A 10,902-nucleotide genomic window follows, 5' to 3' on the forward strand; every position below is an offset into this window, starting at 1 on the left:
TCCCCCCCCCTCGCCCCCACTTACCCCCCCTACCACAGTCACCGCCACACCCCCAATCCCGGCGTCAGAGTAACCCCGCGGGCCGCGCCGGGCCCGGCCCCTCGGTCGTACCGTGGAGGCGTGCAGACAAGGCGGCGGCGGCACTACTACTTCGCCCTGATGGGCGTCTGCCTGGGCCTGTTCGTGCTGGCCTGGGGCGTGGTGAGGTTCTTCTCCGTGCCCGCCGCGATCGGCATGTGCGTGGTCGCGATGGTGATCCCGCCGGCCGCCGCCGTGTTCGCCAACAAGCGGGACCCGGACGACGACTGGTGGAACGACCCGCGCTGGGACGACCCGAAGTGGGACGATCCCGGCCACGACCGGGACCGCCCCGACCACGAGGAGCACCCGTAGGCGTCAGTAGACGAGTGCCTGGACGTTGTCCGCCATGATCTCGCTGACGAAGACCTGCGCGCCCGCGATCCGGACGCCCTCGACGGTGTCCTGCTGCACGATCCCCCGGCGGGCCGCACACTGGGTGCACAGCGTCACCGAGCCGCTCGCGAGGATCGCCTCCAGCAGGTCCGGAAGCGGTGCCGCGTGCGGCAGTTCGAACTCCGCCGCCCGCCCCGGCAGGGCGAACCAGGAGGACTCCCCGGTCAGCCAGAGCGAGACCTCGATCCCGCTGGCGACGGCCACCGCCGCGACGGTGAACGCCTGCGAACACCGCTCCGGCGCATCGGCCCCGGCGGTGACCTTGATGACGAGTTTCTTCGACATGGCGCCACCTTAGAGGGCTCGCGGCCCCCGCTCGCCGTCATCCCAGGATCCCTTGGGGAAACCTTGGACGGCGGGGGAGAATCGGCGCGAACGATGACGTGGTGGGGCTCACCGCGACCGGCCGATGACCGGCGGATAGAGTGAGCGGCAGCAAAATCCACCACACTGTCGCCGCCTGGGAGCCACCCGTGTCCGGTCTGGAAATCTTCTTCGACGGTCTGCTGGCCCTCATGGCCGTGCTGATCACCTGGTTCGCCATCTTCTCGGTGATGAAGCTCTACCAGGGCCAGCGTTGATCCTGCCGTACGGTTGAGGCAGCCCACACCGACGACGACAGCGACCAGGAACATGATCGAGATCCCCTCTGACCTCCACAAGGACGTCGTCCCGCTCGCCTTCCTCCTCGGCACCTGGGAGGGCGCGGGCGTCTACGCCCCGTTGCCAGATGAAGAGGGCCCCGGCGCCGAGAAGTGCAACTTCGGCCAGGAGATCGTGATCCGGCACGACGGCCGGCCCTTCCTGGAGTTCCGCTCCCGCACCTGGGTGCTGGACAACGAGGGCGAGAAGGTCCGTCCGCTGGAGAACGAGCACGCGTTCTGGCGCATCACCAGCAACCACGACGGCACCAGCGGCGTCCGCGGGATCGAGATCTCCTCCGTCCGCGACGACGGCACCGTGGAGATCTGGTACGGCGAGCTGGCCGACGGCAAGCCGCAGATCGACGTCTCCACGGACGCGGTCGCCCGGATCGAGGGCTCGCCGGAGTACTCGGGCGGCAAGCGGCTGTACGGCTTCGTCAACGAGGAGCTGCTCTGGGTCGGCGAGAAGGCCGCCCCGAACGTGCCGCTGCGCCCGTACATGTCGGCCCAGCTGAAGAAGGTGCTCAGCCCGGCCCAGCTGATCAAGGACATCAACGACCTGCCGGACGACGGCATCGCGTTCTTCAAGTGAGCCCGGCGCTCCGCTGAGCGGTACGGCTTTCGCGTGAGGTAGGGACCGGCCGCCGGCCGGTCCCTACACTTGCCTCAGGACCCCCGACCTTGGCAGGGACAGCACCGTGGCGGACACCGGCACCACCGACTGGCAGCTCTCCGGCGACTGGAAGGCCGACCTGCGCGAACGCGGCTACCGGCTGACCCCGCAGCGGCAGCTCGTACTCGAAGCCGTCGACCGCCTCGACCACGCCACCCCCGACGAGATCCTCTGCCACGTCCGGCAGACCGCCAGCGGCGTCAACATCTCCACCGTCTACCGGACCCTGGAGCTGCTGGAGGAACTCGGCCTGGTCTCGCACGCCCACCTCGGCCACGGCGCCCCGACCTACCACCTGGCCGGCCGCCACCACCACCTGCACCTGGTCTGCCGGGACTGCGACAAGGTCTCCGAGACCGGCACCGAGATCGCCGAGCCGCTGATCAGCAGCCTGCGCGAACAGCACGGATTCGACACCGACCTCAAGCACTTCGCCATCTTCGGCCGCTGCGCCGACTGCACCGCCAAGCTCGCGGACGGCCGGTCGTAAGCTGGCCGGTATGAAGAGCCCGCTGCTGAGCCTGCCCGGAGCCGTCCCCGCCGAAGGCGCCGACGAGGGCGTCGCCGCCCACTACGGCGACATCTTCCGCGAGCAACGCAACCTCGCGCAGGGCACCGGCTTCGTCGACCTCTCGCACCGCGGCGTGCTCACCGTCACCGGCCAGGACCGCCTGGCCTGGCTGCACCTGCTGCTCACCCAGCACGTCAGCGCGCTGGCGCCGCAGGAGGCCACCGAGGCGCTGGTGCTCTCCCCGAACGGGCACGTCGAGCACGCGCTCTACCTGGTCGACGACGGCACCACCACCTGGGCGCACGTCGAGCCGGGCACCCAGGAGGCGCTGCTGGGCTACCTGGAGAGCATGAAGTTCTTCTACCGGGTGGAGGTCGCCGACGCGACCGCCGAGTACGCCGTGGTGCACCTGCCGGCGGGCTCCACCGCCTCCGTCGAGGGCGCCGCGGCGGTGCGTGAACTCCCGTACGGGCGCGACCTGTTCGTGCCGCGCGCCGAGCTGGCGAAGCTGACCGCCGGGTACGGCCCGGCGGCGGGGGTCTGGGCGTACGAGGCGCTGCGGATCGAGGGCCACCGGCCGCGGCTGGGCTTCGAGACCGACCACCGGACCATCCCGCACGAGGTGGACTGGCTGCGCACCGCCGTCCACCTGCAGAAGGGCTGCTACCGCGGACAGGAGACCGTCGCCCGGGTGCACAACCTGGGCCGGCCGCCGCGCCGCCTGGTCTTCCTGCACCTGGACGGCACCGAGGAGACGCTGCCCCCGCACGGGACGCAGGTGCGGCTGGCCGCCGAGCCGGACGGGCGCCCGCTCGGCTTCGTCACCTCCTCGGCCCGCCACCACGAGCTGGGGCCGATCGCGCTGGCGATCGTCAAGCGGAACGTCCCGGTGGACGCGGTGCTGCTGGCCGGGACGGTGCCGGGCACCCAGGACGTGATCGTCCCGCAGTAGCCCGTGCGCCCGGCTGCGGTCAGACCTCCACGAGGACGGTGAACGGGCCGTCGTTCACCAGCGCCACCTGCATGTCGGCGCCGAACCGGCCCGTCTCCACCTTGGCACCGAGCGCGCGCAGCTGGGCGACCACCTCGTCCACCAGGGGCTCGGCGACCGGGCCGGGGGCGGCGGCGTTCCAGGTCGGGCGGCGGCCCTTGCGGGCGTCGCCGTAGAGGGTGAACTGGCTGATCACCAGCAGCGGGGCCCCGAGGTCGGAGCAGGACTGCTCGACGCCCTCGTCGTCGGCGGGCAGCAGCCGCAGCGTCCACAGCTTGCGGGCCAGTTGGGCCGCCTTGGCCGGGGTGTCCTCGTGGGTGACGCCGACCAGGACGCAGAGCCCGGGCCCCTCGATCGCGCCGACGGTCTCTCCGGCCACGGTCACCCTGGCCTCGGTCACTCGCTGCACCACTGCTCGCATGCCGCCATTGTGCCGGAGGCCCGGGGCGTGCCCGCCGGGCACCCGGTGCCGTGCCCGGCGGCACCCCGGGGCGTGCGGGAGGGGCGCGTGTGCAGGTGGTGCACGCTGGGTGGTGCACGCCTGCGCGGGGTCGGGCGCCGCTCTTCCTGCGGAAAGGTCCGGTCATATCAGCCACCCCCGTTCGCCAGGGGGCCGTTCGGGTGCACGGGCGGTGCGCCCGCGCCGGGCGGGGTGGCACGCTGGTGGACCGTACGGAGGGCCCGGCGCGCCATATGGTCCGCCGCACCGGGCCGGGCTCGGCCGGGAGGTCGAGCCGGTAGGTCAGGCGTTCTGGCGGCATCGCCCCGGTGGGTGGTTGCGGCCGGGAACCGGAACCTTCGGGGGTGGCCGGGCGTGCCAACGGACGGGACGCGTGAGCCCGTCGGGGGACGGGCCGGACCGGCGGCAGGGACGCAGTGCCGCGAGCGGGCGGGATCGGACGACGGCAGGTGGGTTGGTTGATGGACGCGAGCAGCGCGGCGTGGGACCGGTCCGGGCACGTGGCGGAGGTCGCCGGGGGCGCCGGGGCCCTGGGCACGGCGATAGAGCCCGACCTGGAGCGGCTGGGCCTGGACCAGCTGCGGATCCTGCGCCGGGAGACCCTGGAGCAGGAGGCCGACCTCTCCTACCTGCGGCGGCTGCTGCACGGGCGGATGGACATCCTGCGCGCCGAACTCGACCGCCGGCCCGGCGGTCCGCCCCGGCCGGCCGGACCGCCCGGGGCGGGCGGTGCCGACGGCCCCCCCCGGCGACCTGCTGGACCGCCTCCCGGCCATCCTGACCGACGCGCCCTCCACCGTGCGGCGCTCGGCCCGGCACGTCACGCTCGGGCCGCCGCGCGGCCACGAGTCCCAGCTGGAGGCGGCCGAGCTGATGGGGGACGTCCAGCTCGCCGACCTGGCCGCGCACCCGGCGGAGGAGCTGCTGGCCGCGCTGGAGCGGCTGCGCGCGCACGAGCGCGAGGTGTCCGGGCGGCGGCAGCGGCTGCTGCGGACGGCCGACGGTTGCAGCGCGGAGATCACCCGCAGGTACCGTGATGGGGAAGCACGGGTCGAGGACCTGCTCGCAGGGGGGCCGCTCTGACCGGGTGAGGTACCACGGGCGGGCGGGGCCCGGTCCACCCTCACCCCCGGAAGGCTCCCGCCATGTCCCAGTCCGCCACCCCGCCCGTCGTCCTCGCCGAGGTCATACGCTCGGGCTTCACCGAGGGCCGCCATCACGGTTCCCTGGTGCTGCTCGCCGCCGACGGCTCGGTGGAGTTCGCGCTCGGCGACCCCGACGCTCCGGTCTTCCCCCGGTCGACCGCCAAGCCGTTCCAGGCGGTGGCCACGCTGCGGGCCGGGCTGGCGATCGAGGGCGAGCTGCTGGCGCTGGCCGCCTCCAGCCACTCCGCAGAATCGTTTCACCTCGACGCTGTCCGGGCCATCCTGAGCTCCGCCGGGCTCGACGAGTCCGCCCTGCGCACCCCGGCCGACCTCCCGCTGGACGAGACCGAGGCGGAACTGCTGCTCGGCTCCGGCGGCCGCCGCGCCCCCGTCCTGATGGACTGCTCCGGCAAGCACGCCGGCTGGCTCGCCGCCTGCGTCGCCAACGGCTGGGACACCGCGAGCTACCTCGACCCCGGGCACCCGATCCAGCGGCTGGCCCGCGAGGCCCTGGAGGAGGGCACCGGCGAGACCGCCACGCACGCCGGGGTGGACGGCTGCGGCGCGCCGCTGCTGGCCGTCACGCTGACCGGCCTGGCACGCGGCTACCGCGGCCTGGTGCTGGCCGCCGAGGGCACGGCGCCCCGTCGGGTGGCCGACGCGATGCGCGCCCACCCCGAGTACGTGGCCGGCACCCGCCGGGCCGACACCTGGCTGATGCGGGCCGTCCCCGGCGCGCTGTCCAAGATGGGCGCCGAGGCCGTCCAGGTGGTGGCGCTGCCGGACGGGCGGGCGCTCGCCTTCAAGATCGACGACGGCGGCGAGCGGGCCCGCGGCCCGGTGCTGGCGGCCGCACTGCGCCGGCTCGGGGTGACCGGCGCGGACGAGACCGTCGAGCGGATCGGGGCGGCCCCGCTGCTGGGCGGAGGCGTCCCGGTCGGGCAGGTGCGGGCGGCCTTCTAGCGGCCTCCCACGGCCTCCCGGGGGCCTGCAAGGGGCCTCCCCGGGGCCTGCCGCGGCCTCCCGGGGCCTGCAAGGGGCCTGGCAGCGGCCTTCCAGGGGATGCGAGGCGGCCGGAGGCGCCCGTCGGCGTGCGGGCGGAGCGGCGGCGGTGCACGGTGGACCGGGGGCCGTCGCACAGCTGAGGGAGTCCGCCATGACTGACCACGTGTACCGGGTGACCGAGATCGTCGGATCCTCGACCGAGAGCGTCGACGCCGCGATCCGCAACGGAGTGGAGCGGGCCTCCCGGACGCTGCGCAACCTCGACTGGTTCGAGGTGACGCAGGTCCGGGGCCACCTGGAGGACGGCGGGGTGAAGCACTACCAGGTCGGACTGAAGCTCGGCTTCCGGCTGGAGGACTGAGCCCGCTTCCGCGGCCCGGCCCAGGCCCGCTCGCAGCCCGTCCCGCAGCCCCGCTCCACAGCCCCGCCGTCGGCCCCGGCCGCCCGGTCAGCGTTCGGGCAGCACCAGCGGCACCCCGGTGCGCGGGTGCGCCAGCACCTCGACCGGGTGGCCGTACACCTCGCTGAGCAGCGGGGCGCGCAGCACCTCGGCGACCGGCCCGTCCGCGACCGTCGACCCGGCGTTCAGCAGCACCACCCGGTCCGCGTAGGCCGCCGCCAGGGACAGGTCGTGCAGCACCACGACCACGCCGTCCCCGGCGGCGGCGCGCTCCCGGGCGACCCGCAGCACCAGCTCCTGGTGGCGCAGGTCGAGGGCGGCGGTCGGCTCGTCCAGCAGCAGCAGCGGGGCGCGCTGGGCCAGCACCCGGGCCAGCGCCACCCGGGCCCGCTCGCCGCCGGACAGCGCGGTGAACGGGCGCCCGGCGAAGGCGGCGGACTCGGTGGCGGCCATCGCCTCGGCGACCACGGCCTCGTCCTCGGCGGCGGCGGCCGTGCCGGTCCAGGGGGCGCGGCCCATCCGGACCACCTCGTCGGCGGGGAACGGGAAGGACAGCGCGGCGGACTGCGGCAGCAGCGCGCGGTGCAGGGCGAGCTCGGCGGCGCCGTAGCCGGCCAGCGGGCGGCCGCGCAGCCGGACCTCGCCGCCGTCCGGACGGACGTCGCCGGCCAGGACGGACAGCAGGGTGGACTTGCCGGCGCCGTTCGGCCCGAGCAGCGCGACCACCTCTCCGGCGGCGACCCGCACCGACGCGCCGTCCAGCAGGGCACGCCCGCCGATGGTCAGCCGGATGGTCTCGGCGGTCAGCAACTCGCTTCCGGGCAGGGGCCGTTCGGGCACCTCCCGGGGGGTTCGCAATCTCATGCCCAGCCTCCCTGCCTGCTCCTGGTGCGGCGCAGCAGCCAGAAGAAGAACGGACTGCCGATCAGTGCGGTGAGCACCCCGAGCGGCAGCTCGGCCGGCTCGGCGACGGTGCGGGCGGCGAGGTCGGCGGCCACCAGGACCAGCGCGCCGCCGAGCGCCGAGGCGGGCAGCAGGAAGCGGTGGCCGGGCCCGGCCAGCATCCGCAGCAGGTGCGGGACGACCAGCCCGACGAAGCCGATGATGCCGCTGACCGCGACGGCCGCGGCGGTGAGCAGCGCGACGACGGTGATCAGCACCAGCCGCATCCGCTCGACGTCCACCCCGAGGTGGCGGGCCGGGCGTTCGCCGAGGGCCAGCAGGTCCAGCTTGCGGGCGTACAGCGGGGCGACGGCCAGGCCGACGGCGGCGAACGGCAGGACGGCGAGCACCTTGCCCCAGGTGGCCTGGGAGAGCGAGCCGAGCTGCCAGAAGGTGACCTGGCTGATCGCGGCGGAGTCGGCGGTGAACAGGAAGATCCCGATCAGCGCGCCGCAGAAGGCGTTCACGGCGACCCCGGTGAGGATCAGCGTGACCACCTCGGTGCGTCCGCCGGAGCGGGCCATCAGGTACACGGCGAAGACGGTCAGCAGGCCGCTGGCGAAGGCGAAGGCGGTGATCGTCCAGCTGCCGAGGGCGTCCAGGCCGAGCACGATGCAGGCCACCGCGCCGACCGCGCCGCCCGAGGAGACGCCGATCACGGCGGGCTCGGCCAGCGGGTTGCCGAACACGCCCTGCATCAGCGCCCCGGCGCAGCCGAGCGAGCCGCCGACCAGCAGGGCGAGCACCACCCGGGGGAGCCGGACGTTCCACAGCACCGACTCGGGCACCCGGTCCAGGGCGTGCCCGCCGAGGCCGAGCCGGTGGGCGGCGGAGGCCAGGATGTCGCCGAGCGGGATGCGGTAGGCGCCGATGCCGGCGGCGAGCAGGGCGCAGAGCACCAGGGCGGCGGCGAGTCCGGCGGTGATCAGGGTGGTCCTGCTGACGGCGGGCGCGGTCTTCGCCCGTACGGCGGTGGTCACTTGGCGTCCGCCGGGTAGAGCTGGGCGGCGATCTCGCGGAGCACCTGGGGGGTGCGCGGGCCGTAGCTGAGCAGTTGGCCGTCCTCGATCGAGACGATCCGGCGGTCGAGGCCGGCCGGGGTCTGGGCGACGCCGGGCAGCTTGAGCAGGCCGTCGACGCCGCCGACCGAGTCCAGGCCCTTGCTCATCACCAGGATGGCGTCGGGCGCGGCCTTGACCAGGGCCTCGCTGGTGAGCGGGGTGAAGTCGCCGGTGAGGCCGGCGGCGGTGCCGGCGTCCTGGCCGCCGACCGCCTCGATCAGCGAGCCGGCTCCGGAGGCGGGCCCGCCGAGCAGGTAGACGGAGGCGCTGCCGCGCAGGTAGAGGAAGGCGACCTTGGGGTGGCGGGCGGCGGCCGGGACGGCGGCCCTGGCCTCGTCGATCCGCTGTTCGGTGCGCTCCTTCAACTGCCGTCCGGCGTCCGGGACTCCGAGGGCGGCGGCGACGGTGTCGATGCGCGGGCCGACGTCGGCGAGCCGCTTGGCGTCGTCCAGGACGAGCAGCGGGACGCCGGCCGCGCGGATCTGCGCGATGGCCTCGGCCGGGCCGGTGGAGCGGTCGGCGAGGACGACGGTGGGGTGCAGCGACAGCACGCCCTCGGCGGACACGTCGTGGGCCTGGGTGATCACCGGCAGGGCGGTGGCCTGCTGGAAGGTGGTGGAGACGTCCCGGGCGACCACCTTGGGGCCGAGGCCGAGGCTGAACACCAGCTCGGAGAGGCTGCCGTTGAGCGGGATGATCCGCTCGGCGCTGGTGACGGTGACCTGGCGGCCGTCGACGGAGGTGGTGGTGGCCGGGAGCTGCGGGACGGGTTCGACGGGCAGCGGCTCGACCGCGTCGGGGGCCCGGGAGGAGCTCGCCGCGGCCGCTCCGGTGGTGGTGCCGGACGGGCCGCAGGCGGTGAGGGCGAGCAGCAGGCCGAGGGCGAGCAGCAGGAGGGCGGGCCCGCGGGCCGCCCCGGTTCGGATCGTACTGCTGCTCAACGCGCTTCCCTTCGATGGGAGTTGTCGCCGCTCCGGTCCTGGTGGAGGGGTTGCGGCGGGACTCTTGACTCATATATTAGGTTAGCCTTACCTGAGTTCCGCAAGGGGGTCGGCGCCACGCCCGACCCCTCCCTTGCCGCGTCCTTCACCACCACTGACCGCACCCCGCCGAGGAGTGATCCGCCGTGCCCCTGTCCAGCCGGCTCCGCCGTCTGGCCGCCACCCTGGTGGCCGCCCTCGCCGCCCTGCTGGCGGTGGGCCTCTCACCCGGCCCGGCACACGCGGCGGAGGGCAAGGTCGCCGGCGGGCGGCTGGACTGGGGCATCAAGCAGTCCTTCCTGACGTACATCACCGGCCCCATCGCCAAGGGGAGTTGGACGCTCAACGGCGGCGCGGCCACGGTCGGCGGCAGCACCTTCCGGTTCCACTCCGCGACCGGCGGCTACGACCCGGCGACCGGTGCGCTGACCGCCGCCTTCTCCGGCGGGGTCCGGTTCACCGGGCACCAGGAGAACGGCGCCAACGCGCTCGACCTGAGCCTCGCCCGGCTCACCGTCCGGGCCGTCCAGGGCGGCGCGGCCGGGCTGTACGCCGACGTCAGCAGCAAGTCCAAGGACACCGGACAGGTCAGCAACGCGAGCCAGGCCAAACTGGCCGAGCTCTCACTGGCCGGCGTCGACCTGCGCGGCGCGGCCGGCACCCTGACGCTCAGCAACGTGCCGGGCACCCTCACCGACGCCGGGGCCAAGGCCTTCGGCAACTTCTACCCCGCCGGGACGGCCCTGGACCCGCTCACCCTCTCGGTCAACCTGCCCGCCGCGCAGCCGACTTCGCAGGCCCCGTCGCCGACCGCCGCGGCCACCCCCTCGGCGGCCGCCGTGCCGACGCCGTCGGCGACCGCCGAGACCCCGTCCGCCGAGACCCCGACCGCCCCGCCCGGCGCCCAGGCCCCCGCCAGGACCGAGTTCGCCAACGGCGCCCTCGACTGGGGCGTGCGCCGCACCTTCCGCGACTACGTCACCGGCGCGATCGCTCAGGGCCGCTGGGAACTCGGCGCCGGCGCGGCGGACGGCGGAGCCTACTTCCGCTGGACCCCGGCCAAGGGCGGCTACGACCCCGCGAACGGCGACCTCACCGCCGCCTTCACCGGCACCGTGCGCTTCACCGGCCTGCGCAGCGGCGACACCTACGGCCTGGACCTCACCCTCGCCAACCCGGGCGTCACCGTGGCCGGCGGCCAGGGCCGACTGGTCGCGGACGTCTCCGGCCGGACCCCGGACGGCGCCACCCAGCAGCTCACCGGCGTCGAGCTGGGCGCCTTCGACCCGGCCGGCCTCAAGCCCGAGGGCGGCCTGCTGAAGGCCGTCGAGGTGCCGCTGAAGCTCACCGAGGGCGGCGCCAAGGCCTTCGGCGGCCTCTACCCGGTCGGCACCGAGATGGACCCGCTGAGCTTCGCCGTCGCGCTCGACCCGGCCGCGGCGCTGCCCCCGCTGCCGGACCTCGGCAGCGCCCCGGCCACCGCGCCGAGCGCCACCGCGACCCCCGCCACCAGCCCCTCCGCCGCGCCCGTCGCCTCCTCCTCCCAGGGCGGCTTCCCGGTGGCGGCCGTGGCCGGCGCCGCCCGGCATGGTGACGCAGGGCAGGCCCGCCCACTC

Annotated in this window: 13 protein-coding genes and 1 pseudogene; 9 read left to right on the plus strand and 5 right to left on the minus strand. The window is 74.7% G+C overall.

All coding sequences use genetic code 11. The features are described from left to right. The first annotated feature begins 120 nt into the window (after positions 1-120). Positions 121-393, plus strand: a complete 273-nt coding sequence (locus tag ACFV61_RS28830; RefSeq protein ID WP_079135696.1) for a DUF3099 domain-containing protein — start codon at positions 121-123, stop codon at positions 391-393. A 3-nt stretch (positions 394-396) separates the two neighbouring features. Here the strand turns inward: ACFV61_RS28830 and ACFV61_RS28835 are convergent, their stop codons facing one another. Next, a complete protein-coding gene (locus ACFV61_RS28835) occupies positions 397-759 on the minus strand; it encodes a DsrE family protein (RefSeq protein WP_063348267.1) in 363 nt (120 codons plus the stop codon). A 348-nt stretch (positions 760-1,107) separates the two neighbouring features. Between ACFV61_RS28835 and ACFV61_RS28840 the strand changes: the two genes are divergently transcribed. The 3 genes from ACFV61_RS28840 to ACFV61_RS28850 all read left to right on the plus strand — a co-directional run bounded on the left by ACFV61_RS28840 (position 1,108) and on the right by ACFV61_RS28850 (position 3,254). Next, positions 1,108-1,710, plus strand: coding sequence for an FABP family protein (locus tag ACFV61_RS28840; RefSeq protein ID WP_063348266.1), 603 nt, complete (start codon positions 1,108-1,110; stop codon positions 1,708-1,710). Between the two features lie 106 nt (positions 1,711-1,816). After that, a complete protein-coding gene (locus tag ACFV61_RS28845) occupies positions 1,817-2,281 on the plus strand; it encodes a transcriptional repressor (RefSeq protein WP_363376753.1) in 465 nt (154 codons plus the stop codon). Between the two features lie 10 nt (positions 2,282-2,291). Beyond that, positions 2,292-3,254, plus strand: coding sequence for a glycine cleavage T C-terminal barrel domain-containing protein (locus ACFV61_RS28850; protein ID WP_363625011.1), 963 nt, complete (start codon positions 2,292-2,294; stop codon positions 3,252-3,254). A gap of 19 nt (positions 3,255-3,273) precedes the next feature. Here the strand turns inward: ACFV61_RS28850 and dtd are convergent, their stop codons facing one another. Beyond that, positions 3,274-3,714 carry a D-aminoacyl-tRNA deacylase gene (gene dtd, locus ACFV61_RS28855; RefSeq protein ID WP_063348263.1) on the minus strand — a complete coding sequence of 147 codons (441 nt, stop codon included), beginning with the start codon at positions 3,712-3,714 and terminating at the stop codon, positions 3,274-3,276. Positions 3,715-4,214: 500 nt separating this feature from the next. On the opposite strand from dtd, the pseudogene ACFV61_RS28860 reads away from it, so the two are divergent. The 4 genes and pseudogenes from ACFV61_RS28860 to ACFV61_RS28875 all read left to right on the plus strand — a co-directional run. Then, positions 4,215-4,388: pseudogene (locus ACFV61_RS28860) on the plus strand (ABC transporter substrate-binding protein); the annotation flags it as partial. A 94-nt stretch (positions 4,389-4,482) separates the two neighbouring features. Then, a complete protein-coding gene (locus ACFV61_RS28865) occupies positions 4,483-4,836 on the plus strand; it encodes a hypothetical protein (protein ID WP_380494768.1) in 354 nt (117 codons plus the stop codon). A gap of 62 nt (positions 4,837-4,898) precedes the next feature. Then, a complete protein-coding gene (locus ACFV61_RS28870) occupies positions 4,899-5,861 on the plus strand; it encodes an asparaginase (RefSeq protein ID WP_380341868.1) in 963 nt (320 codons plus the stop codon). 193 nt (positions 5,862-6,054) lie between these two features. Further along, on the plus strand, positions 6,055-6,264 hold the full coding sequence (locus ACFV61_RS28875; RefSeq protein WP_063348261.1) for a dodecin: 210 nt from the start codon (positions 6,055-6,057) through the stop codon (positions 6,262-6,264). A gap of 87 nt (positions 6,265-6,351) precedes the next feature. On the opposite strand, the gene ACFV61_RS28880 is transcribed toward ACFV61_RS28875, so the two are convergent. The 3 genes from ACFV61_RS28880 to ACFV61_RS28890 are packed head-to-tail and all read right to left on the minus strand — an operon-like array spanning position 6,352 to position 9,247. Continuing rightward, on the minus strand, positions 6,352-7,167 hold the full coding sequence (locus ACFV61_RS28880; protein WP_363376745.1) for a heme ABC transporter ATP-binding protein: 816 nt from the start codon (positions 7,165-7,167) through the stop codon (positions 6,352-6,354). Beyond that, positions 7,164-8,225 carry an iron ABC transporter permease gene (locus ACFV61_RS28885; protein ID WP_363586567.1) on the minus strand — a complete coding sequence of 354 codons (1,062 nt, stop codon included), beginning with the start codon at positions 8,223-8,225 and terminating at the stop codon, positions 7,164-7,166. Before ACFV61_RS28885 ends, ACFV61_RS28880 begins: the two co-directional genes overlap by 4 nt. Then, a complete protein-coding gene (locus ACFV61_RS28890) occupies positions 8,222-9,247 on the minus strand; it encodes a hemin ABC transporter substrate-binding protein (protein WP_380494764.1) in 1,026 nt (341 codons plus the stop codon). Before ACFV61_RS28890 ends, ACFV61_RS28885 begins: the two co-directional genes overlap by 4 nt. A gap of 185 nt (positions 9,248-9,432) precedes the next feature. On the opposite strand from ACFV61_RS28890, the gene ACFV61_RS28895 reads away from it, so the two are divergent. Beyond that, on the plus strand, positions 9,433-10,902 hold a 1,470-nt coding region (locus ACFV61_RS28895; protein ID WP_380494766.1), incomplete at its 3' end, for an HtaA domain-containing protein.

This window comes from Kitasatospora sp. NPDC059817 (assembly GCF_042731835.1).
In the GTDB taxonomy this organism is placed as follows: Bacteria; Actinomycetota; Actinomycetes; order Streptomycetales; family Streptomycetaceae; genus Kitasatospora.